Below are 22,502 nucleotides of genomic sequence, written 5' to 3'. Positions count from 1 at the left end.
TCCGACGACGGGAGCGGATCATGAAGCGCTTCAAATCAGCGCGACAGCTTCAGCGTTTCGTTTCCATCCACGACCCGATCGCCAACCTCTTTAACGTTCCCCGCCACGATATTCCATCCGCCCACCATCGCCAACTGCGAGCAGCAGCCTTGGATACTTGGCGAGACGTCGCCCGCCTTCAAGCTGCCTGATCGCAGCAAATGTCGCACTTCTTTGGCCTTGGCACGTTAAGATTACGATGGCCCTCTGGGCGAAAATTGCCCGAGCATGACCGACGAACTCGGCCGGCGCCATGGTTTGCGCTCGTTGCCGTTAAGTTTACGATGCCGGTACGCTCATTCGCCGCGCAACAGACGGAAGTCGCTATCGGCTGCTCCAGCCTCAATCGAATGCTGGCATGCGCGCGCCCTAAATCCGTCCGGTGCGTGACAGCCGCCGCATAGACACAGCATCAAAGACTGGAATCCGTTCATTCATCGACCGATGCACCAACGCCCCTCCGAGGAGCTGGCGATGAATTTCGGTAGGCCTTTCCGGGCCGAGCTAGTCGGCACGAAAGATATCTGGATCGTGGATGCGGACGGAGCCTTCGTGACCCAGTTCCCGCGAACGTCGGATGACATTGCGGCCGATCTGAAAAGAGCGAAGGCCGTGGCGAAATCCGACAAAGGCAAAGACTTTTAACGGGCGTGTCGCGAAGTTTTGCTGTTAACGCCGCAGGTCTTCATTGAACTTATGTGGCATCAAAAATATCCAAGGATCGACGTAATAACGCCCCGCCTGGGCAGCAGGCCGGCATGTCAGAGCGACGCCAACCATTCCGCCAGCTCCGCTTCGGCCCGCTCCAACGCACTGTAGTTCAGAAGCTTTCTCAGCATCGCGACGGTCACGGCCCGGGCTCGCAGGTTGAACCGCCCATCCTCATGGTCCTCGGCGGTGTTCTGGTAGACCTCCAGCTTCTCATAGAGCTGCTGCAGGCGATTCTGGACGCTGCGCAGAGACAGGTTGCGTCGCCGGGCAATTGTCCGGTCGGTCAGGCCGAGCGCGATGTCGACGAGGATCTCGTACTCGGTGTCGCTGAAGCCCTTCGCCTGGCCCAGGCTTTTCTGCTGCATGCCCCGCACTTCGCGGTCGATCACGCATTGCGCCTCAATAAAGATGCTGCGCAGTGCCAGCCTGAGGCGTTCGTCAGACGCCGATTTCAACACATATCCATAGGCTGCGCCGTCGGGAACGATGCGAGACACGCCGCGCACATAGGCTTCGTCGGAGTAGTTCGACCAGAACAGGATGCGGGTGTCCGGCCGCTCGTTCCAGATGGTCCGCGCCGCCTCGATGCCGTTGCGGCTGTTCATCTGTAGGTCCATGACGACATGCGCCGACTTGTTTTCCCGTGCCAGCTTTTCCCCCTCCTTGCCGTTCTGGGCCTCCAGAATGGTCTCGCACTCCGGCAGCGACGCGCCGATGGCCTCGTGGAGGTAGGAGCGGTGCAAGGGATCGTCTTCGACAATGAGAACCTTCATGCATCTATCCTCGTCTGGTTGTCGCGGGGCGACGCCTGCTCAGCCAGAGGCAGGTGGATGGCGACGACCGAACCTCGGGTCCCGCGCCCGTCCGTGATGGTGAACCTGGCGGAAATTAGCCGCGCGCGCGTCTTCATGTTGTCGATCCCGGCGCCGGCGCGGCGGCGTGGCTTCTGGATGCCAATGCCGTCATCGCGGACCTCGATGGAGATGCCGTCCGGCTGGCCGGTTAGCGTCACGGTGATATGGTCGGCCTGGGCATGGCGGACGGCGTTGTTGATCGCCTCCTGCGTGATCCTGAACAGCGCGATGCTGACCGTCGGCTCCAGCCGGTCGATAACGCCGCCGGTATCGTCGACCAGCTTCTGCGCAATCGACAGGCCGCTATCGCGGATCGAACGGTCGAGCTGGTTTTCGACCGCCTGGGCAAATCCGAACAGCTGCAGTACGGAGGGCTTGGCCTCCTCGATGATCTGGCGAAGGTCCTGCATGCAGTGCTGCAGGCTGCGCGCAAGAGGCTCCAGCGTTTCCCCCGAGACATCCTGTTCGTGCGTCAGTCGCTCAAGCCGACGCGACAGACGGGTGAGATCGGCCAGCGTCTGGTCGTGCAGGTCCATGCCGATCCGCTGGCGCTCGGATTCCAGCGCCTCGGTCAGCTTCAGCGCGCCAAGGCGCAGGCCTTCCTCCCGCGCTCTCGCTTCGGCTTCGACAATCGCCCATTGCTGGGCCTGCTCGGCGGCCCGCAGCGCGAAAAAATAGGGCGACAGCAGGTCCGCGATCGATCGCGCATTGGCAACGTCGTCGAGGCCGTAAAGCCCCGCGGTGTGAGCGGAGCAGCTGAGCGCGCCGATGACGTCGCCCTCGACCTTGAGCGGCACGTGCAGGCGGCTGCGCAGGGACTGGTCGAAGATGGGTCGAAAGAAAGCGCCTTTGAAATTGAAGCGTGGATCGACAAGCGCGTCGTCGGTCAGGAGAAAGGCCACTTCGCCCCAGAGAAGGCTGCGAATGGGGCTGCCGGAGACGAGCGCCGGTGGGTGGTTTCCCCAGGCGGTTTCGAGGCCGGTCTCGTAGGCCGTGTGGTACTTGCCGCCATGCATGATGATGCACACGTCCAGATGATCGTGCGGGATGATGTGGGAAATCTCTGCCGCCACGGCGCGGATGGCAGAACGGAATTCCAACTGTCCCGCCAGCAGGCGGGAAATCCCCAGATAATGGTCGAGAAGCGCCGATGGCGCCAACTTGAGCATGGTCTCCTCCTCCCGCCGAGCCCTCCCAGGTGGCGGTCATGCATTCTGCGTCCAGTAAGCGCCAGCTGGCGTCCCGCGTCTTGCAGGATCCCGCAGCATTTGCGGGAAGTCCCGCAAACGCGGTGCCGCATTGTTACTATACAACCTTCCCAATCTATAACATCCTGCCGATGTCGAGGGGAGGAACTCGACTTTTACACATCGCATCCGCCCGGGAGGGGACTACGGGTCAACAGGGAGAGAGACAATGAAATTCAGAAATCTGCTTCTGACATCGGTGACGCTTGCCTGCGTGGCGCTGCCCATCGCTGCCATGGCCGACACGGCCGCCAAGAAGATCGCGCTGTCCAACAACTACGCCGGCAACTCGTGGCGCCAGGCGATGCTGACAAGCTGGGAAAAGGTCACCGGCGACGCCGTGAAATCCGGCGTGGTCGCTGCCGCCGATCCCTTCACTACCTCTGAAAACCAGGCGACCGAGCAAGCCGCGCAGATCCAGAACATGATCCTGCAGGGCTACAACGCCATCGTCATCGATGCGGCGTCGCCGACGGCCCTGAACGGCGCCATCAAGGAAGCCTGCGATGCCGGCATCGTCGTCGTGTCCTTCGATGGCATCGTGACCGAGCCCTGCGCCTGGCGGATTGCCGTCGACTTCAAGGGCATGGGCGAAAGCCAGGTCGAGTATCTTGCCAAGAAAATTCCGGCCGGTGGCAATCTGCTGGAAATCCGCGGTCTCGCCGGCGTGTCGGTCGACGACGAAATCTCGGCCGGCATCCATGCGGGCGCCGCCAAATTCCCGCAGTTCAAGATTGTCGGCTCGGTCCACGGCGATTGGGCCCAGGATGTCGCGCAGAAGGCCGTCGCCGGCATCCTGCCGAGCCTGCCCGAGATTGCAGCCGTGGTGACACAGGGTGGCGACGGCTATGGCGCAGCGCAGGCATTCGAGGCGGCAAAGCGCCCGACACCGACGATCGTCATGGGCAACCGCCAGGATGAACTCGTCTGGTGGAAGAAGCAGAAGGACGCCAGCAAGTACGAAACCATGTCCGTGTCCATCGCGCCGGGCGTTTCGACACTGGCCTTCTGGGTGGCGCAGCAGATCCTCGATGGCAAGACGGTCAAGAAGGACCTCGTCGTGCCGTTCCTGAAAATCAACCAGGACAACCTCGAGACCAATCTCGCCAACACGCCGTCCGGCGGCGTCGCCAATGTCGACTATTCGCTGGCCGATACCCAAAAAGTCATCGCCGACAGCAAGTAACAGCTCCTCCCAACGCGTTGCTCCGCCCGGCGACAGTGCCGGGCGGTCCTTATTACAGGGAGATTCCATCATGGGCGTGGAAGCGCAAAATCCGGCTGTCGTCGAGGTCACGGACGCCAAGGTGCATTTCGGCGCAGTGAAGGCGCTCGACGGCGTGACGATCCGGATTGCCGCCGGCGAGTCTGTCGGACTGGTCGGTCACAACGGGGCTGGCAAATCCACCATCGTCAACATCATCAACGGTGGGCTAACGCCGCATTCGGGCTCCGTCAGCTGCGGCGGGGCGCGGGTCGAGCGCTACGGCATCGCCGCCGCGCGCGCCCATGGGGTTCGCTGCGTCTTCCAGGAACTGTCGCTCTGCCCCAATCTGACGGTCATTGAAAATACCCGCGTCATGCATCGCGGACTGCAGGGCTTCGGCTGGCGCAGGCGCGCCGCCGAGGTGATCAGCAGGTCGCTCGACGCAATCTTTCCCGGCCACACGATCGAGCCGGACGCCACGATCGGGGACCTGTCGATCGCCGAGCGGCAGATGGTCGAGATCGCCACGGCCTTCTCCACCATCTCGACCCCGGTCAAGCTGGTGATCCTCGACGAGCCGACATCGTCCCTAGATGCGACGCTCGCCGCGCAGCTGCTCGCCTACGTCCGGGTCTTCGTCGAGAGCGGCGGCTCGATCATCCTGATTTCGCACATTCTCGGCGAGATCCTCTCGGCGACCGACCGGATCATCGTCATGAAGGATGGCAAGGTCGTCACCGAAAGACCTTCCAGGGCGTTCGACCACCACAGCCTGGTTGCGGCCATGGGCAACGTCGTCAAGGCGCGCGATGCGGCACCGGCACGGGTGAGGGCGGACCAGGCCACGCCCTTGCTGAGCGCGCCGCCGCGCCGGGGCAAGGGGCTGCCGTTCAACGCCTATGCGGGCGAGCTGGTCGGGCTGGCGGGGCTTGGCGGCCACGGCCAGACCGATATCCTGCTCGATCTCTATCTGTCGAAGACCGGCAACTGGATGCGCCACGCCAACGCCGCGGTGACCTTCGTTGCCGGCGACCGCTCGCTGAACGGCGTGTTCCCGCTGTGGAGCATCCTGAAGAATCTGACCATTGCCAACCTCAGCGCTCTGTCGCCACGCGGCATGGTCAATGACAGGCGCGAAGAGGCGCTCGGCACTTCCTGGAAGGAGCGGATCGAAATCCGCACCAAGGACATGGACAATCGCATCCTCTCACTTTCGGGCGGCAACCAGCAGAAGGTGCTGTTCGCGCGTGCCCTGGCGACAAGCGCGCCCGTTGTACTGATGGACGACCCGATGCGCGGCGTCGACGTCGGAACCAAGCAGGAGGTCTACACCATCATCCGTGCGGAAGCGGCAAAGGGCCGGACCTTCGTCTGGTACTCCACGGAAATTGAGGAGGTCAGCCTGTGCGACCGGGTGTTCGTCTTCAGCGAGGGCGTCATCATACGGGAACTGGCAGGTACCGATGTCACCGAGGAGAACATCCTGGCGGCGTCCTTCACAGGAGTGGCCGCATGAAGCATCGCCTGTCCTCGGATACGATCCGCCTCATCATTCCAGCCCTGTCGCTGACCATCCTCCTCATTTCGGTTTTCTATCTCCAGCCGCGCGCCATGGGCTACCTGGGGCTGAACCTCCTGTTCAACCTCGCGGTCCCGATCGCGCTGGCGACGATCGCGCAGATGCTGATCATGACAGTCAACGACCTCGATCTGTCGATGGGGTCCTTCGTCAGTTTCATCGCCTGCGTCACCGCCACCTTCCTGCAATCTGATCCGGCGATCGGCGTCGCCATCCTCCTTCTGGCCATCGCGGTCTATGCCGGGTTGGGCGTCCTGATTCATGTTCGTGATCTTCCCTCGATCGTCGTCACGCTCGGCATGAGCTTCGTGTGGAGCGGGCTGGCCATCCTCCTGCTGCCGGCACCCGGCGGCCACGCGCCGGAATGGGCGCGGGCGGTGATGACATCGCGGCCGCCGCTGGTGCCGATGGCGATCGTCGCCAGCGTCATCATCGCGCTGTTCTCGCATTTCCTCATCATGCGGTCGTCCTTCGGCGTCATCTTGCGCGGGGTCGGCGGCAATGCCCGGTCGGTCGAGCGTGCCGGCTGGTCGATCCTTGCCGCGCGGGCGGCGACCTATGCCCTTGCAGCCTTCTTCGCCATCCTGGCAGGCATTGCGCTGGTCGGGCTCACGACCTCCGCCGATGCCAATATCGCCCTGCGGTACACCCTGCTGTCGATCGCCGCCGTGATCCTCGGCGGCGGCGAGTTCACCGGTGGACGGGTTTCGCCGATCGGCGCGGTCATCGGCGCGCTGACACTGACACTCGCAGGCTCGTTCCTGTCGTTCCTGCGCATCTCGTCGGACTGGCAGATCGGTGCGCAGGGGGCGATCCTGATCGTCGTGCTCGGCCTGCGACTGCTGCTGAATCGGATGGAAAAGAGGGAGAAGCGCGCATGACGACCCTGACGGCGCTGACACGCAAACCGTGGATCTGGTCCTTCGTCGCGGCCTTCCTCGTGTGGTTCGTGACGATCCTGTTCACCGGCGGCGCCAGCACGCTCGGCCTCAGCCAGGCGGCGCTGACCTTTGCCGCCTTCTCGATCGTCGTCGGCATCGGGCAGATGTTCGTCATCACCCTCGGACCGGGCAATATCGATCTCTGCGTGCCGGCAACGATGACACTCGCCGGCACCGTCTCGCTGAAATTCATGGACGGCCAGGACTCGATGATCGTTTTCGGCCTGCTGGTCGCGATCGCCGTCGGTGTCGCCGTAGGGATAGGGAACTACGCGCTGATCAAGCTGTTGCGGATACCGCCGATCATCGCGACCCTGTCGATGAGCTTCATCGTGCAGTCGACCGCCATCTGGACGAACCGCGGCCTGCGGATCAAGCCGCCGGAAATCCTGGCAAGCTTCACGACCCAGACCACGCTCGGATTACCGAATGTCGCCATTCTTGCGCTGATCCTGTCGCTCCTCGCCTATGTCCTGCTGCAGAGGACCGTCTACGGCCGCTGGGCAGCGGCGATCGGCCAGAGCATCAACGCCGCGCGCATGGCCGGCATACCGGTCGATGGCGTCCGGTTCGCGACCTACGTGCTCTGCGCCGTTCTGGCGGCTATCTGCGGCTATCTGCTGGCAAGCTTCTCCGGCGGCGCGGCGCTCAACATGGGCCAGGAGTACCTGCTGATGTCGATTGCCGTCGTCGTCATCGGCGGCACGGCGGTTGCCGGGGGCGATTCCAACGTCGCCGGCATCTGGGGCGCATCGCTGTTCATGTTCCTGGTCGTCTCGATGCTCAACACCTACGGTTTTGGTGCCGGCATCCGCCTTGTCATGACCGGACTTATCATCATCGGCGTCATCGTCGTCGCCGGTGGACGCAGCTTTAGAAATCACTGAACACGGTTTGTCCTATGGCCGACTCATCACCTTTCGAAATTCACGATCCGCGCTTCACAGCCCTGTTTGTCGGCAGCGCACGACTGGATGAGCTTCACAACGGCTGCCGCTGGGCAGAAGGACCTGTCTGGTTCGACGACGCCCAGCAACTTCTGTGGAGCGATATTCCCAACCAGAGGATGATGCGCTGGACCCCGGAGGGCGGCGTCTCGGTGTTCCGCCACGCGTCGAATTTCAGCAACGGCAACACGCGCGACCGCCAGGGCCGGCTGGTGTCCTGCGAGCACGGCACGCGCCGCGTCACCCGGACCGAAGCCGACGGCACCATCACCGTGCTTGCCGAAAGCTACCAGGGCAAGCGCCTGAATTCCCCCAACGACGTCGTCGTGCGCTCCGACGGCACCGTCTGGTTCACCGACCCGACCTACGGCATCCTCTCGGACTACGAAGGCTACAAAGCCGATCCGGAGCAGGGCCAGCGCAATGTCTTCCGCCTGGATCCAGAAACCGGCGACCTGACCGCTGTCGTCAGCGACTTCCTGCAGCCCAACGGACTGGCCTTCTCGCCCGACGAGACGAAGCTCTACATCGCCGACAGCGGCGCCAGCCACGATGAAAGCGCGCCGCGCCATATCCGCGTCTTCGACGTGGTCGATGGCAGGACGCTGAGCAACCCGAGAGTGTTTTGCCACATCGACAGTGGTATTCCCGATGGCATCAGGTTCGATACGGCGGGTAACCTCTGGTCCAGCGCCAGGGATGGCGTCCACTGCTTTTCGCCTGATGGCACCCTACTCGGGAAGATCAAGATTCCGCAAACCGTTGCCAACCTGACATTCGGCGGACCGCGTCGAAACCGGCTCTTCATTACCGCCACAACATCCTTATATGCCATATACCTGACAACCAACGGCGCGCAGCGCCCCTGACACGCACCGGGCGTCCGCTGCCGGTTCTCTGGCGCGGGCGGGCGTCCCGATGGCGCCGGCATCGAGCTACAGCGGCGCGCCGCCTATCAATGACACATCACCCTGGGAGAACACCATGTCCAATTCGAACGCGCCGGTGATCCTGCTCAACACGATCGATGACGTCGCCGTGGCCCGGAGCATGGTCAGGGCCGGCGAGCAGACCGGCATCGACAGGCTGGTTGCCGCCAACCAGATCCCGCGCGGCCACAAGATCGCGGTGCGCGATATTGCAGCAGGGCAGGAGGTCCACAAATTCGGCCAGTCGATCGGCGTTGCCACCATGTTCATCCCCAAAGGGTCGCATGTTCATCTCCAGAACCTCGCCGTCATCACCTCCGAACACCAGCACCAGTTCAGCATCGACATCGAGGAAAAAGGCATGCTACCGCTTGCCGAGCGGCGGACGTTCATGGGCTTTGATCGCGGCACCGGCGGCGTCGGAACTCGCAATTTCATCGGCATCATCACCACGGTGAACTGTTCCGCCACTGTCTCGAAATACATTGCAGAGCACTTCAAACGCAGCGGCGGCCTCGAGGGCTTCGACAATGTCGATGGCGTCGTTGCCCTTACCCATGGCGGCGGCTGCGCCATCAATACCGCAAGCGAGGGGTATCGCCTGTTGACGCGCACCCTGCAGGGCTACGCCCGCCATCCCAATTTCGGCGGCATTCTGATGATCGGGCTCGGTTGCGAGACCAACCAGATCGCGCCGATCCTGGAGCACTACAAGCTTGAGGAGGGCAAGCGCCTGCGCACCATGACGATCCAGGGTCTTGGCGGAACCCGCAAGACGATCGAGGCGGCAAGCGAGATGATCCGCGACATGCTGCCCGAGGTAAACAGCGCCCGGCGCACCGAGCAGCCTTTGTCCGGCCTCAAGGTGGCGCTCGAATGCGGCGGCTCGGATGGCTATTCCGGCTTCACCGCGAATCCGGCGCTTGGACATGCGTCGGATCTCATCGTGCGCAACGGCGGCACCTCGGTGCTGGCGGAGACGCCGGAGATCTACGGCGCCGAGCATCTGTTGACCCGTCGCGCCGCAACACCGGCCATCGCCGAGAAGCTGCTGTCGCGGATTGAATGGTGGCGCGACTACACCGAGCGCAATGGTGCCGAGCTCAACAACAATCCCTCCTATGGCAACAAGCTCGGCGGCCTGACGACGATCCTGGAAAAGTCCCTCGGTGCAGTGGCCAAGGGTGGCACCATGCCGCTGAAGGCGGTCTACGAATATGCCGAGATCGTCACCGAGCCCGGCTTCGTCTTCATGGACACGCCGGGCTACGATCCTGTCGCGGTGACAGGACAGGTGGCCGGCGGTTGCAACATCATCTGCTTTACGACCGGCCGCGGCTCGGTCTCCGGCTTCAAGCCGGCGCCCTGCATCAAGATCGCCACGAACACCCAGATGTACGAGCACATGCAGGAAGACATGGACATCAACTGCGGCGAGATCGTCACCGGCAACGACACCATCGAAGCCGCTGGAAACCGGATCTTCGAAGACATCATCGCCGTCGCCTCGGGTAAGAAGACGTTGAGCGAGATCTACGACTACGGCGACAGCGAATTCGTCCCCTGGCAGGTCGGCGCCGTCACCTGAGGCACGGTATTCGGTGGAGAAGTTCCATAATAGTGACTTACGCCACAGCAAAGGTATAGCGTCTGCTTCAAAGACAGAAAGCCGCTCCCCTTGTGACCCATGCACCAACGCCATGATACATGCCTTCAAAGCGAACGACTTTTTGCCGGCCCGTAAACGTTCGAGCCAAACGAAGCGCATAGATTACGGCTTCGGTGCCGGTATTGCACAGACGCACCTGATCGACGCTAGGGATCGCGGCGATGATCTTAGCGGCAAGGGCGGTCTCGTCCTCATGCGGCAAGGCGAACACTGTGCCGCGTTGCTCAATCATGTTGACAACAGCTTGGGTGACTTTTGGCGGCCTGTGCCCCAGGATCATTGGCCCTAGACCCAACAGATAGTCGATATATTCGTTGCAATCGACATCGAAAACGCGACTTAAATGTCAAATCGTAGGTCTTGGCTGGACTCGAGAGGGTCTAAATGGTTCGAAGAAGGAGCCCGTTACCAAGTGTAGCTACGCAAATGGCCCTTTCGTCAAACCTTGATCGGGTTTGAAATCATGTTGTTTTACTAAGTATGGCTGAGCGAAACAGTGGAAAGCTAAACCAACTTGAACGAAAGCTGCCGGAAGGCCTGCTGGCCGATGCGGCGTGGATGGAGAGGCATGGTTACTCCACGAGCCTGCGCAGCCAGTATGTTGCTGCGGGCTGGCTGGTGCAGCCGGTGCGCGGCACATACAAGCACCCGCTTGGCGAACTGGATTGGCAGAAGACTGTCGTTTCTCTGCAGAAGCTGATGGGGCGCGCCCTCGCAGTCGGTGGGCGAACCGCACTCGACTTACAAGGCTTCAGCCACTACCTATCGGCAACCGGTCCTTCCTCAATCCATCTGTACGGAAACGAGCCTCCCCCCGGTTGGCTAGCCAAGCTTCCTCTGAAGGAGACGTTCCGGTTTCACCGGTCACAAGTCCTGTTCAACGCCCTCGCGGCTAAGTCAGAAACCCTGCAGGCAGGGACCTTGCGCGAACTGCCGGGACCGTCTGACTGGCCGCTCATAGCTTCCACACCGGAGCGTGCGCTGCTCGAAATGCTCGATGGCCTACCGCGCCACGAAAGCTTTCATCAGGTCGATATGATGGTGGAAGGGCTGCGAACCTTGAGCCCAAGACGGCTGCAGGCGCTGCTCACCGATTGCCGCAGCGTCAAGGTCAAACGGCTCTTTTTCTGGTTCGCGGATCGCCACCAGCCGGCATGGCTGGAACAGATAGACCGCACGACCATCAGCCTTGGCACCGGCAAACGCATGCTCGTCAAAGACGGCAGGCTTGACTCCAAGTATCTCATAACTGTTCCGGAGGATCTCGGTGCCCCTGTCTGAACGCTAGCGCCAAGTTGCGCTATTGGTCGATGTAATTCCATTCGTCGCTGAAGAGAAGGATTTCGCCTTGAAAGGCGGAACCGCCATCAACCTATTCGTTCGTGACATGCCGCGCTTGTCCGTTGATATCGACCTGACCTACCTGCCAGTGGCGCCACGCCCGGAGTCGCTGGCCGCGATCGATGAGGCCATGAAGCGGACAGCGGTAAAAATTCGACCAGGAATGCGCGGTGTGCGAGTCACTGAAGTGCTCAAAGCCCGCGAGCAAATCGTCACCAAGCTGACCGTTCAGCGGCCGGATGCACAGATCAAAATCGAGGTTACGCCGGTCCTGCGTGGCTGCGTTTTCGAGCCCGAGATGCGATCAGTCTCGCCCGGGGTAGAGGATGCCTTTGGCTTCGCGGAAATCCAGGTTGTTTCGTTCGCCGACTTGTACGCCGGAAAGATCATGGCCGCGCTCGATCGCCAGCATCCGCGCGATCTTTTTGACGTGCGCGACCTGCTTGCGAATGAAGGTATCACCGACGACCTGCGCCGGGCCTTTATCGTCTATTTGACTAGCCACGACAGGCCGATTTCGGAGGTGCTTGTACCGCGCCGCAAGGACATTGCGAGGAATTTGCGCAAGGGTTCGACGGCATGACCGCAGAGCCAATTGCATTAGATGAACTTCTGGCCGCTCGCGAGGCGTTGATAGCAGCTATAGCCGGCGGTATGCCAAACGCACACAAGGAGTTTCTCGTGCGGTTCAAGCGCGGCGAGCCCGATTGGACCCTGTTGGGAGTTCCTGGCGTGTCTGCTCTGCCAGCCGTCAAATGGAAGCAACTCAATCTTGATAAGTTGTCGAAAGAAGCGCGTTCACGTTTGATCGAGCAGTTGGAAACCGTTCTCAGTGATGGGCGGAACTACGGATGAAAAAAGGCGATGAAGGCTCGGATGCGCTATCGCCATCCAGTGGAGGAATGGCCTTCGAGGGCTATTTTTATCAGCTGGATGTTTCCATCCTCATAGCCCTCGACCTCGTGCTGGCCAAGAAAGTGGCCTCACAAGTTACCTTGGAGCCCGCCACGGAAGAAGATCTCCAAGCAGAGATCGAGGACGAGCCTACGTGAACTCATCTCTCAGTTTAGTCTCGGGGCCAGTGGTAGCACCTCATCGTCGGTGACTGCGCTTCGCCCGACCGCGTCTGGGAAGAGCTCTCCGGTCCAGGCATTCCGAGATCATAGGCCGGTTAGCTCCCCCGCCCGTAAAATGGTCGCAGATGTCGCCAGGGTCTATGGCGCCACGGCAGTCGCGGCGCAGGAAAACTTGGAGGAGTTTTGATGAACGCGGCTTATCAACATGCCCAACGTAGTGGTGAGACGTTGGAAATCCTCGCCTTCCGGCTCAACGACCAGGAGTTCTGCGTCAAGACGATCGCCATCCGCGAAATTCGCGGATGGGGAATTTCAACACCGATACCCCACGCACCGGCGGATGTTGTTGGTATGATGAACCTGCGCGGTGCCGTAATCCCGATCGTCGATCTCGCCTTGAAACTCGGCATGAAAAGTACCACGCCAACCGAACGCAGTGCCATCGTCGTCGCCGAGATCAATGGCGTGGCGATGGGGCTCGTGGTCGATAGTGTCTCAGACATACTGACGATCGATGCAGCTTTGCTCCAACCCGTACCCAACATGAACGTGCCCGGTGGCACCACCTATTGCGACGGCATCATCGCCCAACAAGATGGCATGATCTGCTTTTTGAACCTCGAACGGATGTTCGAGCGGGAAAGTGAGGCAGTTCTCGCCGCATAGGGGCTCGGGATAGGACGACTGTTTCATGACCCCTGCGGGTATCATTTCAGTGTGAAGCCGCACCACATGCTGCCCCCTGCCAGGATCGCCGCGCCGAGCAAGCCGCCACAGGCAATGTTTGCTCCAGTCGGGGCACGAGAACGCAAATCGCCTTCGAGTGAGTGGGCAACCCCATCGGAACGGCGCATATCAATTCTGGCCTCGTACAGTTTTATGTGCATTTGAGGATTCCGTAGAACTTCATGTCGTCATTGAACTATAACCAAGGTTATTCTAGTGGTTGATTTTCAATCTTATCTCAGGATACCGACAGCATTGCTTACACAGTAGAATTTTTTGTTGAAATTTTCTGTTAAGAAGTGCACATTGTACGGGAACATTAGAGCGTGGTACTAGTATTTCCCTGGGAGCCTGGCAAATGGCTGCGCCCTTGTGCATGAGGAGAGCCTATAGTGAGCGTCAAATTACCAAACCCGATCGACGCCTATGTCGGCTCCCGTGTCCGGATGCGTCGCCTGATGCTGGGCATGAGCCAGGAACGACTTGCCGACCAGATCGGCGTGACCTTCCAGCAAGTTCAGAAATATGAGAGAGGCATGAACCGCATCGGTGCGAGCCGTCTGCAGACCATCGCCACAGTGCTTGCCATTCCGGTAAGCTTCTTCTTTCAGCAGGACGCCTCCCAACCCTTGACGACTGAGGGGCTGGGTCATCTTGCGGGACTCGAGGATCTCTCTGATTTTCTGGCCTCGAAGGAAGGCTTGGGGTTGAACAAGGCCTTCATGAAGATTGCCAATAGGGGTGTTCGTGAATCGGTTTTGCGTCTGGTGACATCGCTTGCCAATGCCACCGAATGCATCCTGGCTCGCTCGCAGGCTGTCACTGATATCCATTCCGACCAGAGGAATTGAGCGCCGCCCAGCTTGTCGACTTCGTCCAGATGCCAGATATCTTTTCGCGACGGCTTCTTACTGACTAACTGCTTTGCGTATGCCGGGCGATGATCTGCGGCGGAAAGCGGTGGTTCTTGTAGCTTATCGCGGGCTTGCCAATCTCAGACCCATTATCCGCGAACAGTTAAGCCGCAGACAACGTGACATCGCCGTCAGCGTCATTTCACAACGCCGAACGGGTTCTGGATTTGGCCGATCTACCAGTCTGGTGCAATCTCCACGAGCGGTTGCTCCGGGCTTGTTGCTAAGGCGTCCAGTAGCTCCAATTCACCACTGATCACCGCGCGTTTGGGCTGAGGCGCGTCCCGCCAACGGTCCCAACTCGAAGTCTCGCGACCGTTCAGCACATAATGGTCCCGCAGCACGTTGATTTTCACGAGCCACAGACCAGTAACGTTGCCATGGCCGAAGGAAGTTGGGTCTGCTTTCGCTCGCCGGCATTCCAGCCATGCTTCTCCCGCCGACATAAAGGACTGGCGTGGAACGTTGGCCGGAGCGAACAAGATTTGGCTCCTCTGCCGCAGCATCTGATCGATTTGCGGATCGCACAGGCACCATTCTCCAGCGCTAGAGTCCCAGTATTCACATACCCAGTGATCTTCCCATCCATTGGAGAAATAAGCTGCAAAACCACAGCGCACACGGGCGGGAACGCCTCTGCATCGCAGAAAGGCGCAGAGCATCAGAGCGTAGTCGCGGCAGGTTCCTACAGACCGCTTGTCGGCTGACCGCTGGACGTTGAGAGGCCGTGGATCCCTTATTAAGACGTCGTCTAAACGCTCCGCTATCGGCAGTGTCGTGCGCGCCGTCGAATTCAGCGCCGTCTCGTCAAGGCCATACTCCTTTACCCAATCAGAATGAACCAAGATGCCTTGAATGATTTGGATTAGAGCGCCAACCTCGGTCGGAAGTGCAGCGATTGCACTGGCGTGACGACCTGGATTGGTCATCGCGCTATATGGAATCCAGCGATCGACGCCTTCCATGTGTCTCTCCATCGCACTGATTGGAGCACACACTGAGTTGATTTTTACGTCATCAGCAAGGTCGGTAGCGGCTCGATCCAGCACCTCGCTCAAATTTTTCTAATAATCTCGCCATCCGGTCCGACCAAACTAGAGGTGGCTCGGTTTGTCTAAACAGTTTCGAGCGTTTGGCTAAGTAGATTTCCGCCGCGATTAAGCCGCTGCCGTCATTGGCACCAGCGTGTTGAAGTAAGCCTGCTCCGGGGCTGCCACGCTCGCGAGGCTGCTTGCACACGGTCGCCATCGCACGGGAGCTTTGGCACGTTGACTGAAATAGCAATTTATGGAGATATTTCTTTTTAAATCAAATACTTAAGTTCCATAATTGCGGTTACGGCCCGCTCGTGTGTGCGTCCGCCTCCCCGAATATGCGTTCCCGGTCTGTGCTCATAGCGTCGCATAAGGTCTCGTCTGGGACTGCATCCTCAAAGCGCTGCATTCTCTGGTCTTCGGTTCGAATCCTCTTGTAAGCGTGGAGCTTTTTAAAAGTGGGCCGCGGGTTCCGATCCCTTCAAGGCGACCTGACTTAGAACGGTACTCATGCCATTTCATTCGTCTTGCGGTGTTGGCCGACCGCTAACTGACGCGGGTTGTCTCACGGAGCAGGCCCTGGTTTGTTTGGGGCTGCGATCTCATCGTGGGCCTGGGCTGGGCCGACGGGCAAGATACGGCACATCCCGGCCCTGAAAATATTCAGAAATTCCAGCATCCATGGAGAGAGCGGCGACAACCGGGGCTCACTGGTTCAGTTCTTTCAGGATTTCTTCGGTGATGTCGCGGCCACGCGCGAACACGCCGAGGATCAGCACATCATCGCCCCGTACCGAGAACGCCACGCTAACGCTGCGTTTGTAGCCGATGATCCGCAAGCCGGGAATCGGGCTTTCTGCCACGCTGTGGAAATGCTTCCAGGCCCTCAATGAAGGTCATCACGCCGTCCACGTATTTGCCGGCAATGCGGTCGCCTACCTCCGTGGCGATATCTGCATACAGGGCGTCGAGTTCAGCTTCCGCCCGCGGGTGATAGATAATGCGATACGCCATGCCTATCTGGCGTTCGTCGCATTTCGGCGTTTAGCCTCAAAACGGTCGCGGACCGTTTCGGCCGAGACGCCCATCGTGGGATCCGTTATCAGCTGATCATAGCGACGTGGGATCTCCTCGTTCAGCCAACGTTCGCGGGCTGCGTCGTTGTCCTCCAGGAGCCGCAGAGCGGCCCGGACGACTTCGCTGGCATTGCTATAACGGCCAGATTCCAGCTGTTTCTTGACGAATTCCTCGTAGTGTTTTCCGAGCGCGACGTTTGGCATAAACGGTCTCTCCTTTGCTTTTGCAGTATGGCGCAGCTCATCTATTATGGCAATAGATGTCAATCTTGGACATTATGCCGCCATTAGCGGACAGCGAATTACGCCGCCCCAGCTAACCAACTTTGACATGGAAAGGTTGATCCCGAGCCTTCGAAAGGCAACGCCCACGGTGGCAAAGCCGCTATTGCCAGTCGCGAAGGCGCGGGTTTGGTCGTGACGATCACTGTCCCTGTCAAGGGAGATGCGCGTTGAGCGTTTCTAGCGTGCGTGAAGACATGGTGTCCGTATGGCATCGTCAACTTAACGGAATGTGGAATTCGATGTGTGATGAAGGTTCATGACAGACCGTGATCCACTATATCGCCGACATCGCTTTCCCGCTGAAGTCATTGCCCACGCCGTGTGGCTCTATTTCCGTTTCCCTCTGAGCCTGCGAATGGTCGAGGACTTGCTGGCTGCCCGTGGGATCATTGTCTCGCACCAGACCGTCCGGCTGTGGGCGGAGAAATTCGGCAGCACCTTTGCCAACGAGATCCGTCGTCGATCATCCGGTCGGCTTGGGGACAAGTGGCACCTCGATGAGGCCGTTGTTTTAATCCGCGGCAAGAAGCATTGGCTGTGGCGCGCAGTTGATCAGGACGGTTTCGTCTTGGAGGTTCTTGTGCAAAGCCGCCGAAATGCCAAGGCGGCCAAGCGCCTGATGCGCAAACCCTTGAAGGGCCAGGGCCGAGCGCCGCGGGTGATGATCACCGATAAGCTGCGGTCCTACGGCGCAGCAAGGCGAGAGATCATGCCGAGTGTATAGCATCGCTCCCACAAAGGGTTGAATAATCGGGCGGAGAATTCTCACCAACCAGTCCGGCGGCGAGAGCGGATCATGAAGCGCTTCAAGTCACAGCGACATCTACAACGCTTCGTCTCCATCCATGATCCGATCGCCAACCTATTTCAAATCCCGCGCCACGACATCTCCTCCGGCCACCATCGCGAACTGCGCACGGCGGCGATGAGCCTGTGGGCGAAAATTGCCCGAGCATGGGAGATATCTGCGGATGGCGTCTTTCGCTGGCCTTTCATCCGTTAAGTTTACGATGCCCGATTAGCCAACGCCGGTTCGATCCCGTTCAAGGCGACCACTATAAGCCATGATTTAGCTTCGAAAAGCGAATGGCTGCTCGCGACGCCAACGAACTGATGCTGTCGCTGAAATCCCCATTCTGCGGCCGCGCAGATGTTGGGCAAAAGCCGAGCCAGAACGCGGATGTCCGCAATTAGGTAGCAACTGCCACCAGTCTCATCTGCCTCGGATTTAGCATTAAACCACCGCAACCTGGACTTTCTTGCCGATCCGCTGAACCATCTCGATGAGCGTATCTACGGTAAATTTCGCGACCTTTTTGTTGACCACGTCGGAAACACGCGGGCGAGAGACGTGAAGCTTCTCTGCGGCTTCCGCCTGCTTTAAATGGCTGGCAGCAATCCAGTCGGCGATTTCCGTCATCAAATTTTCTTTGATTTCGATCATGCCGGCGATCTGGGCGTCGGACTCCGCCTGAAGAGATGCCGCCTCTTGAGGATCAAACCCAAGCTCTTCAAAAATATTGACACCGGCGAGAGTGACGTGACTGATAGCATCATCCTTCGGCTTCATTTCTTTTTCCTTTTCTCGTTCAATTGCTTTTTCATTGCCTTATAGCGGTTTTTGCCTACATCGATGTCATGCTGCGATGTCTTCTGAGTGGTCTTCGAAAAGCAGTGCAAAACGAAAATTCCGTCCTCAAACTTTGCAACATAGAATACTCGATACAGGTTTCCTTCGTCCTTTATCCTAATCTCCGCGGTACCTGGCCCGACCGTAGTGAAAGATTTCCAGTCCTTGGGAGGCAACCCGGCCTTAATGCGATTCAGGTCGCTACCAGCTTGCTTGCGCGCATTCTTCGGAAACTCCTTGATGTCATCGAATGACGATCCCATCCAAATAATTTCTTTGGTCACTCAAAACTCCGTACAAGTACTTATACATTTCGATCTGGAAGTCAAGCTTTTATAGCCCCACCAAGGTATACAAGTCGCTACGGATCGGATGAAGATTTAGTAGCAATCCGGCAATCCAAGAGCCTCAATTGGTGTCTCCCAACCGTTCTTGAATACCGATCGACTGCTGCCGATCCCCCTGGTATGGTCCGCCGCATGTTCAGGATCATACGAATACGACAACGCTGACCTTCCGCTCGCCGCACCTGGCGAGATCCCGTCGTATCGCGTGTCATCCAGAGAACTGAACATGGTCTCCGACAACCTGCCGTCCGTCATTCCGCAGCCTCGCAAAGCCGCACCCGATCTGGAGGTCCTCCGGAGGGTAGAAATATTGGGGCAACCAGCACTTCCTGCTCTCGCCCTACTGCCGGACGTTCACGCTTAGCCATCTTCGCTCGTTCGACGATGCCAAGTCGTACAAGGCCTTCTGCCTCATCCGCTGGCCGGAGACCGAAGGACGGCCAACCTGCGTCCGCTGCTCGCACGAAAACTGCTGGGAAATCCGGCGTCGCCGCTTCAAGTGCCAGGCTTGTCGCCGGGAGTTCTCGGTCACCACCGGAACGGGTCTTTGCCTTTCGCAAAATGAGCTTCCAAGACATCCTGGCGGGGCTGTGGTTCTCGGTGAACTCGGTGAAGGGCAAGAGTGCCCTGCAGCTCTCTCGCGAGCTGGGCGTCCAGTATAAGACCGCCTGGGTGCTGCTCATGAAGATGCGCGAGGCCGTTGCCAGCCGGCGCTTCCGGATGATGCTCGAGGGCGAGATCCACATCGACGGCAAGTACGCAGGCGGCCACATCAAGCAGAAGAACCGCAAGGAGGATCGCGTCGACCGACGCCGGGCCGAGTACCGGAACTTCAAGCGCCTGACGATCCTGACGCTCCGGGAGAAGACGCCGTTCGGCCGAGGACGCGAACGGACGCTCACCCGCGTCGTGCGCAGCGAGGATCCGAACGAGGCTTGGGAGTTCGTCAAGAAGCATGTCCGCAAGGGGTCGCGCATCCACGCCGACGAGCACTTCTCGTACGACGACTTGGCTGGCCTGCAGGATCTGTTCCGGGTCAACCACAGCAAGGAGTACCAGACGAAGGGCGGGGTCAACACGAACCACGTCGAGAGCTTCTTCAGCCGCATCCAGCGGGCATACGTTGGCATCCACCATCGCTTCTCGGTGCGCTATTTTGACTGGTACGCGGCAGAGATCGCCTGGCGAGAGGACAACCGTCACGTCGACAACGGCATGCTACTCTGGGGAATGATCCACATGGCGGTGTCGCGGAAGACGTCGCGGAACCTGTGCGGCTACTGGCAGGGGCGGCATCCGCCCGACCTGGTCTGGGAGGACGGCGAGAACCCGAATCCCTACGCCGCCACTTCCCAGAGGTAGCGATAACCGTCGGCCTTTCCGGCCCTGCGGACGCGGTTCGTCTTGGCGAGCTGGTCGAGTGTTTGGGAAAGTCGATTTGCGACCTGTCCGAGCCGGGCGTCGTCTTCGGCCAGCCCGGTCTCGCGTGCGAATGCCTGGGCGCACTCCGCTGTCGTGATCGGGCGTCCGGCTTCGCGTAGCGTGCGCAGGACGAAGCCCCGACGATCGATGTCTTTCAGCAGCTCTGAAACTGCATCGACGCCTTGCCGCTTGCGGCGGGTGGTGGCTCGAGGTGTTCCGGCTGGCGCGTATTCCGGCTCATAGGCATGGATGACAACGTCGAACGCAGCCTGCTGTCGTTCCAGCGATACGATCTGCGCCCGCAGCTCCTCGATTTTGGTGTCGATCTCGGCCCGTTTCCGTTTCAATTCATCTGCTACAAGAACCATACGCAACCACTCCATAGGATCGCGGCGATCCTATGCGTTCTGTCGGCTCCGAGTCTGGTGGCAGTTGCTACCTAATTGCGTGGATGTCTTCCGACAATCCTCGTGCTTGAACACCTCCGCCAAAAGCCTGGTCCCCATATCGGCTTCCGGCGCAGAGAGCCCCGAAAACCCGAGCAGTAATCTGGATGTGTCCGACGAGACGATATTCATTCGGGATAGGGGCATGACGACGACGCCCTTCCACGATGATCCGGGGGAAGTTTTCAATGACCAAAGCGTGCTGGTGTGGAAGTCAGAGCCTCCGAGAGGGTGTCAGCTCGCGTGTTGCGCCACCGATTTTGCTTCACGGTCCCTCACAAAGCGATCGCCTGACAGCGTCAGCAGCTCTTTTGAAGTCTGCGGCTTCCCGAAATAATATCCCTGCCCATACTGGCATCCGACCAGGGCCAGCATTTCCCACGCAAGCTCCGTCTCAATTCCTTCCGCAACAATGGCTAGGCCGAGGGAATGGGCCAAGGAACTTACCGCTTGCACAATAGCTTGGCTCCCTGGGTCAGACGTCATCATTTTGATGAACGACTGGTCGATCTTGATCTTGTCCAGGGGGAAACTCGCGACATAGCTCAGTGAAGAATAACCCGTTCCGAAGTCGTCGAGGGCAATACCGATACCTTTTTCTCTGAAGCCGGTGAGGCTTCGAATAAGCTGATCGGTACGCGATACAAAGGCTGATTCTGTGATCTCCAGGTGAAGCCTATGCGCTTCCAGCCCGGCCGCCTCGATTGCGGTATAGACATCGGAGACGATATCCGACTTTGCAAACTGGATGGACGAGACATTGACAGCAACGCTCATGTTGCGCGGCCAAGCCGCAGCCTCCATACAAGCTTCCAACAGGACGAACCTTCCGATATCGCAGATGAGCCCGTTTGCCTCGGCGATAGAGATGAATTCGAGGGGGGAGACAAGCCCCAATTCCGGATGTTGCCATCGAACCAGCGCTTCGGCACCAATGACCGTGCCAGAACGCAGGTCCACTAGACGATCGATTCCATGAAAGCGGCCTTTGATGGAACCTGAAGTGTGTTCGTGGATTCCTCGTTTGAGATTATTCAACCGAGGAGTTTCATCATGGCACCAAGGCGGCGCGTAATCGAGCTGGCGATGAGCGAGCAAGAGACTGAAACGTTGACGGCACTTTCGCGGTCTCGAAGCGARCCGGCGAGCCGAGTATCGCGGGCCGCYATGCTGYTGGCCTACCGTGACAACCCGTCGTTCTTTGCCGTTGCGCGAAGACTTGGCGTCCATCATCAGACTGTTCAGCGTTGCATTGAGCGCGCCGAAAGCTATGGCCCGCTTGCAGCWTTAGACGACCGGCCGCGGCCGGGCAARGAGCCGGTGATCACGCCGGAGGCGAAAGCCTGGCTGGTGTCTTTGGCGTGCGACAAGGCCARGGAYCATGGCTATCCRCACGAACTGTGGACGACGCGGCTTTTGGCCCGCCATGCGCGCGAGCACGGACCGGRRGCCGGACATCCCTGTCTGGCCCGTCTGGTTCAGGGCACGGTGAGCAAGCTTCTGAGCCAGGAGGAAATCAAACCGCACAAGATGCGCTACTATCTGGAACGTCGCGATGGCGAGTTCGAGCAGAAGATGGCGGAGGTCTTGTGTGTCTATCGCCAGGTGCAGGTCYTGAAAAAGGCCGCAGCCGGATCGAACAAATCGGCTAAGCAGGTSGCGATCGTCTCTTACGACGAGAAACCTGGGATCCAGRCGATCGCGACGACGGCACCGGATTTGCCGCCCGTGCCAGGCGTCTATCCGACCTTTGCGCGTGATTTTGAATATAAGCGTCATGGCACGCTCAGCCTGTTGGCTGGAATTGACCTGCTGACAGGCAAGGTCCACGCGCTCGTCAAGGACCGCCACCGCAGCCGCGAGTTCATCGAATTCCTCAAGCTGCTCGATGCCGCCTATCCGGCCGGCACCGCGATCAGGTTGATCCTCGACAATCATTCCGCACACATCTCGAAAGAAACCAAAGCCTGGCTCGATAAACAACCGGCAGGCCGCTTCGAATTTACCTTCACCCCTAAACACGGCTCCTGGCTTAACCTCATCGAGGGCTTCTTCTCCAAGTTCGCCCGCTCCGTCCCGTCC

The 22,502-nt window shown here is 59.5% G+C and carries 24 protein-coding genes and 6 pseudogenes; 18 read left to right on the top strand and 12 right to left on the bottom strand.

Annotation, left to right across the window (positions count from 1 at the left end):
* From AB4Z52_RS33690 to AB4Z52_RS33680, 3 genes and pseudogenes are all read left to right on the top strand, one after another.
* Positions 1-191 (top strand): annotated as a pseudogene (locus tag AB4Z52_RS33690) (IS6 family transposase); the annotation flags it as partial.
* 141 nt (positions 192-332) lie between these two features.
* Positions 333-443, top strand: a pseudogene (locus tag AB4Z52_RS33685) (IS5/IS1182 family transposase); the annotation flags it as partial.
* A 70-nt stretch (positions 444-513) separates the two neighbouring features.
* Positions 514-684 carry a hypothetical protein gene (locus tag AB4Z52_RS33680; RefSeq protein WP_442222190.1) on the top strand — a complete coding sequence of 57 codons (171 nt, stop codon included), beginning with the start codon at positions 514-516 and terminating at the stop codon, positions 682-684.
* A gap of 116 nt (positions 685-800) precedes the next feature.
* Here the strand turns inward: AB4Z52_RS33680 and AB4Z52_RS33675 are convergent, their stop codons facing one another.
* Positions 801-1,523, bottom strand: coding sequence for a response regulator (locus tag AB4Z52_RS33675; protein WP_442222189.1), 723 nt, complete (start codon positions 1,521-1,523; stop codon positions 801-803).
* Positions 1,520-2,773: a GAF domain-containing sensor histidine kinase gene (locus tag AB4Z52_RS33670; protein WP_442222188.1), complete on the bottom strand. Its 1,254-nt coding sequence runs from the start codon at positions 2,771-2,773 to the stop codon at positions 1,520-1,522. Before AB4Z52_RS33670 ends, AB4Z52_RS33675 begins: the two co-directional genes overlap by 4 nt.
* Before the next feature lie 247 nt (positions 2,774-3,020).
* Between AB4Z52_RS33670 and AB4Z52_RS33665 the strand changes: the two genes are divergently transcribed.
* From AB4Z52_RS33665 to AB4Z52_RS33640, 6 genes are all read left to right on the top strand, one after another.
* Entirely contained in the window at positions 3,021-4,037 is a 1,017-nt protein-coding gene (locus AB4Z52_RS33665; RefSeq protein WP_442222187.1) for an ABC transporter substrate-binding protein, read from the top strand.
* A gap of 70 nt (positions 4,038-4,107) precedes the next feature.
* A complete protein-coding gene (locus AB4Z52_RS33660; RefSeq protein ID WP_442222186.1) occupies positions 4,108-5,574 on the top strand; it encodes a sugar ABC transporter ATP-binding protein in 1,467 nt (488 codons plus the stop codon).
* Entirely contained in the window at positions 5,571-6,518 is a 948-nt protein-coding gene (locus tag AB4Z52_RS33655) for an ABC transporter permease (RefSeq protein ID WP_442222185.1), read from the top strand. Before AB4Z52_RS33660 ends, AB4Z52_RS33655 begins: the two co-directional genes overlap by 4 nt.
* Positions 6,515-7,465 (top strand): ABC transporter permease, encoded by a 951-nt coding sequence (locus AB4Z52_RS33650; protein WP_442222184.1) that lies wholly within the window; start codon positions 6,515-6,517, stop codon positions 7,463-7,465. Before AB4Z52_RS33655 ends, AB4Z52_RS33650 begins: the two co-directional genes overlap by 4 nt.
* Before the next feature lie 14 nt (positions 7,466-7,479).
* A complete protein-coding gene (locus tag AB4Z52_RS33645) occupies positions 7,480-8,394 on the top strand; it encodes an SMP-30/gluconolactonase/LRE family protein (protein WP_442222183.1) in 915 nt (304 codons plus the stop codon).
* Between the two features lie 115 nt (positions 8,395-8,509).
* Positions 8,510-10,042, top strand: coding sequence for a UxaA family hydrolase (locus AB4Z52_RS33640; RefSeq protein WP_442222182.1), 1,533 nt, complete (start codon positions 8,510-8,512; stop codon positions 10,040-10,042).
* Positions 10,043-10,109: 67 nt separating this feature from the next.
* Here the strand turns inward: AB4Z52_RS33640 and AB4Z52_RS33635 are convergent.
* A pseudogene (locus tag AB4Z52_RS33635) lies at positions 10,110-10,448 on the bottom strand (aminotransferase class III-fold pyridoxal phosphate-dependent enzyme); the annotation flags it as partial.
* Positions 10,449-10,603: 155 nt separating this feature from the next.
* On the opposite strand from AB4Z52_RS33635, the gene AB4Z52_RS33630 reads away from it, so the two are divergent.
* The 5 genes and pseudogenes from AB4Z52_RS33630 to AB4Z52_RS33610 all read left to right on the top strand — a co-directional run bounded on the left by AB4Z52_RS33630 (position 10,604) and on the right by AB4Z52_RS33610 (position 14,117).
* Positions 10,604-11,404 (top strand): type IV toxin-antitoxin system AbiEi family antitoxin domain-containing protein, encoded by an 801-nt coding sequence (locus AB4Z52_RS33630; RefSeq protein WP_442222181.1) that lies wholly within the window; start codon positions 10,604-10,606, stop codon positions 11,402-11,404.
* Between the two features lie 22 nt (positions 11,405-11,426).
* Positions 11,427-12,319 (top strand): annotated as a pseudogene (locus AB4Z52_RS33625) (nucleotidyl transferase AbiEii/AbiGii toxin family protein).
* On the top strand, positions 12,316-12,516 hold the full coding sequence (locus tag AB4Z52_RS33620) for a hypothetical protein (RefSeq protein ID WP_442222180.1): 201 nt from the start codon (positions 12,316-12,318) through the stop codon (positions 12,514-12,516). Before AB4Z52_RS33625 ends, AB4Z52_RS33620 begins: the two are co-directional and overlap by 4 nt.
* A gap of 210 nt (positions 12,517-12,726) precedes the next feature.
* On the top strand, positions 12,727-13,206 hold the full coding sequence (locus tag AB4Z52_RS33615) for a chemotaxis protein CheW (protein ID WP_442222179.1): 480 nt from the start codon (positions 12,727-12,729) through the stop codon (positions 13,204-13,206).
* A 452-nt stretch (positions 13,207-13,658) separates the two neighbouring features.
* Positions 13,659-14,117, top strand: a complete 459-nt coding sequence (locus tag AB4Z52_RS33610) for a helix-turn-helix domain-containing protein (protein WP_442222178.1) — start codon at positions 13,659-13,661, stop codon at positions 14,115-14,117.
* Here the strand turns inward: AB4Z52_RS33610 and AB4Z52_RS33605 are convergent.
* The 5 genes and pseudogenes from AB4Z52_RS33605 to AB4Z52_RS33585 form a co-directional block, all read right to left on the bottom strand.
* A pseudogene (locus tag AB4Z52_RS33605) lies at positions 14,105-14,200 on the bottom strand (IS6 family transposase); the annotation flags it as partial. The gene AB4Z52_RS33610 and the pseudogene AB4Z52_RS33605 sit on opposite strands and share 13 nt — an antisense overlap.
* Positions 14,201-14,356: 156 nt before the next feature.
* Positions 14,357-15,145: a transglutaminase-like domain-containing protein gene (locus tag AB4Z52_RS33600; RefSeq protein WP_442222177.1), complete on the bottom strand. Its 789-nt coding sequence runs from the start codon at positions 15,143-15,145 to the stop codon at positions 14,357-14,359.
* 776 nt (positions 15,146-15,921) lie between these two features.
* Positions 15,922-16,077: a hypothetical protein gene (locus AB4Z52_RS33595; protein ID WP_442222192.1), complete on the bottom strand. Its 156-nt coding sequence runs from the start codon at positions 16,075-16,077 to the stop codon at positions 15,922-15,924.
* Positions 16,022-16,228 carry a type II toxin-antitoxin system RelE/ParE family toxin gene (locus tag AB4Z52_RS33590; RefSeq protein WP_442222176.1) on the bottom strand — a complete coding sequence of 69 codons (207 nt, stop codon included), beginning with the start codon at positions 16,226-16,228 and terminating at the stop codon, positions 16,022-16,024. The genes AB4Z52_RS33595 and AB4Z52_RS33590 overlap by 56 nt, the downstream gene beginning before the upstream one ends.
* A gap of 2 nt (positions 16,229-16,230) precedes the next feature.
* Complete coding sequence (locus AB4Z52_RS33585) at positions 16,231-16,494, bottom strand: type II toxin-antitoxin system ParD family antitoxin (protein WP_442222175.1); 264 nt, start codon at positions 16,492-16,494, stop codon at positions 16,231-16,233.
* Positions 16,495-16,831: 337 nt separating this feature from the next.
* On the opposite strand from AB4Z52_RS33585, the pseudogene AB4Z52_RS33580 reads away from it, so the two are divergent.
* Positions 16,832-17,578, top strand: a pseudogene (locus AB4Z52_RS33580) (IS6 family transposase).
* A 231-nt stretch (positions 17,579-17,809) separates the two neighbouring features.
* Here AB4Z52_RS33580 and AB4Z52_RS33575 read toward each other — a convergent pair.
* Positions 17,810-18,145: a helix-turn-helix domain-containing protein gene (locus AB4Z52_RS33575; RefSeq protein WP_442222174.1), complete on the bottom strand. Its 336-nt coding sequence runs from the start codon at positions 18,143-18,145 to the stop codon at positions 17,810-17,812.
* Entirely contained in the window at positions 18,142-18,489 is a 348-nt protein-coding gene (locus AB4Z52_RS33570) for a type II toxin-antitoxin system RelE/ParE family toxin (RefSeq protein WP_442222173.1), read from the bottom strand. Before AB4Z52_RS33570 ends, AB4Z52_RS33575 begins: the two co-directional genes overlap by 4 nt.
* Positions 18,490-18,881: 392 nt before the next feature.
* On the opposite strand from AB4Z52_RS33570, the gene AB4Z52_RS33565 reads away from it, so the two are divergent.
* Positions 18,882-19,214: a transposase gene (locus AB4Z52_RS33565; protein ID WP_442222191.1), complete on the top strand. Its 333-nt coding sequence runs from the start codon at positions 18,882-18,884 to the stop codon at positions 19,212-19,214.
* On the top strand, positions 19,114-19,914 hold the full coding sequence (locus AB4Z52_RS33560; protein ID WP_442222172.1) for an IS1595 family transposase: 801 nt from the start codon (positions 19,114-19,116) through the stop codon (positions 19,912-19,914). The genes AB4Z52_RS33565 and AB4Z52_RS33560 overlap by 101 nt, the downstream gene beginning before the upstream one ends.
* On the opposite strand, the gene AB4Z52_RS33555 is transcribed toward AB4Z52_RS33560, so the two are convergent.
* Positions 19,890-20,342, bottom strand: coding sequence for a hypothetical protein (locus AB4Z52_RS33555; RefSeq protein WP_442222171.1), 453 nt, complete (start codon positions 20,340-20,342; stop codon positions 19,890-19,892). The genes AB4Z52_RS33560 and AB4Z52_RS33555 overlap by 25 nt on opposite strands.
* Positions 20,343-20,654: 312 nt before the next feature.
* Complete coding sequence (locus AB4Z52_RS33550; protein WP_442222170.1) at positions 20,655-21,458, bottom strand: putative bifunctional diguanylate cyclase/phosphodiesterase; 804 nt, start codon at positions 21,456-21,458, stop codon at positions 20,655-20,657.
* A 15-nt stretch (positions 21,459-21,473) separates the two neighbouring features.
* Here AB4Z52_RS33550 and AB4Z52_RS33545 point away from each other — a divergent pair.
* Positions 21,474-22,502: IS630 family transposase (locus AB4Z52_RS33545; protein ID WP_442222169.1), on the top strand; the 1,029-nt coding region annotated here is incomplete at its 3' end.

The sequence above is a fragment of the Rhizobium sp. 2YAF20 genome, from assembly GCF_052114685.1.
Classification (GTDB): domain Bacteria; phylum Pseudomonadota; class Alphaproteobacteria; order Rhizobiales; family Rhizobiaceae; genus Rhizobium.
Note: the sequence above shows the minus strand (reverse complement) of the source record. Positions and strands in the feature narration are given on the sequence as shown.

Bases quoted from the DNA above. Each gene is read 5' to 3' on its own strand.
- AB4Z52_RS33680 (WP_442222190.1), top strand. From the start codon at position 514: ATGAATTTCGGTAGGCCTTTCCGGGCCGAGCTAGTCGGCACGAAAGAT.
- AB4Z52_RS33675 (WP_442222189.1), bottom strand. From the start codon at position 1,523: ATGAAGGTTCTCATTGTCGAAGACGATCCCTTGCACCGCTCCTACCTC.
- AB4Z52_RS33670 (WP_442222188.1), bottom strand. From the start codon at position 2,773: ATGCTCAAGTTGGCGCCATCGGCGCTTCTCGACCATTATCTGGGGATT.
- AB4Z52_RS33665 (WP_442222187.1), top strand. From the start codon at position 3,021: ATGAAATTCAGAAATCTGCTTCTGACATCGGTGACGCTTGCCTGCGTG.
- AB4Z52_RS33660 (WP_442222186.1), top strand. From the start codon at position 4,108: ATGGGCGTGGAAGCGCAAAATCCGGCTGTCGTCGAGGTCACGGACGCC.
- AB4Z52_RS33655 (WP_442222185.1), top strand. From the start codon at position 5,571: ATGAAGCATCGCCTGTCCTCGGATACGATCCGCCTCATCATTCCAGCC.
- AB4Z52_RS33650 (WP_442222184.1), top strand. From the start codon at position 6,515: ATGACGACCCTGACGGCGCTGACACGCAAACCGTGGATCTGGTCCTTC.
- AB4Z52_RS33645 (WP_442222183.1), top strand. From the start codon at position 7,480: ATGGCCGACTCATCACCTTTCGAAATTCACGATCCGCGCTTCACAGCC.
- AB4Z52_RS33640 (WP_442222182.1), top strand. From the start codon at position 8,510: ATGTCCAATTCGAACGCGCCGGTGATCCTGCTCAACACGATCGATGAC.
- AB4Z52_RS33630 (WP_442222181.1), top strand. From the start codon at position 10,604: ATGGCTGAGCGAAACAGTGGAAAGCTAAACCAACTTGAACGAAAGCTG.
- AB4Z52_RS33620 (WP_442222180.1), top strand. From the start codon at position 12,316: ATGAAAAAAGGCGATGAAGGCTCGGATGCGCTATCGCCATCCAGTGGA.
- AB4Z52_RS33615 (WP_442222179.1), top strand. From the start codon at position 12,727: ATGAACGCGGCTTATCAACATGCCCAACGTAGTGGTGAGACGTTGGAA.
- AB4Z52_RS33600 (WP_442222177.1), bottom strand. From the start codon at position 15,145: ATGGAAGGCGTCGATCGCTGGATTCCATATAGCGCGATGACCAATCCA.
- AB4Z52_RS33590 (WP_442222176.1), bottom strand. From the start codon at position 16,228: ATGGCGTATCGCATTATCTATCACCCGCGGGCGGAAGCTGAACTCGAC.
- AB4Z52_RS33585 (WP_442222175.1), bottom strand. From the start codon at position 16,494: ATGCCAAACGTCGCGCTCGGAAAACACTACGAGGAATTCGTCAAGAAA.
- AB4Z52_RS33575 (WP_442222174.1), bottom strand. From the start codon at position 18,145: ATGAAGCCGAAGGATGATGCTATCAGTCACGTCACTCTCGCCGGTGTC.
- AB4Z52_RS33560 (WP_442222172.1), top strand. From the start codon at position 19,114: ATGAGCTTCCAAGACATCCTGGCGGGGCTGTGGTTCTCGGTGAACTCG.
- AB4Z52_RS33555 (WP_442222171.1), bottom strand. From the start codon at position 20,342: ATGGTTCTTGTAGCAGATGAATTGAAACGGAAACGGGCCGAGATCGAC.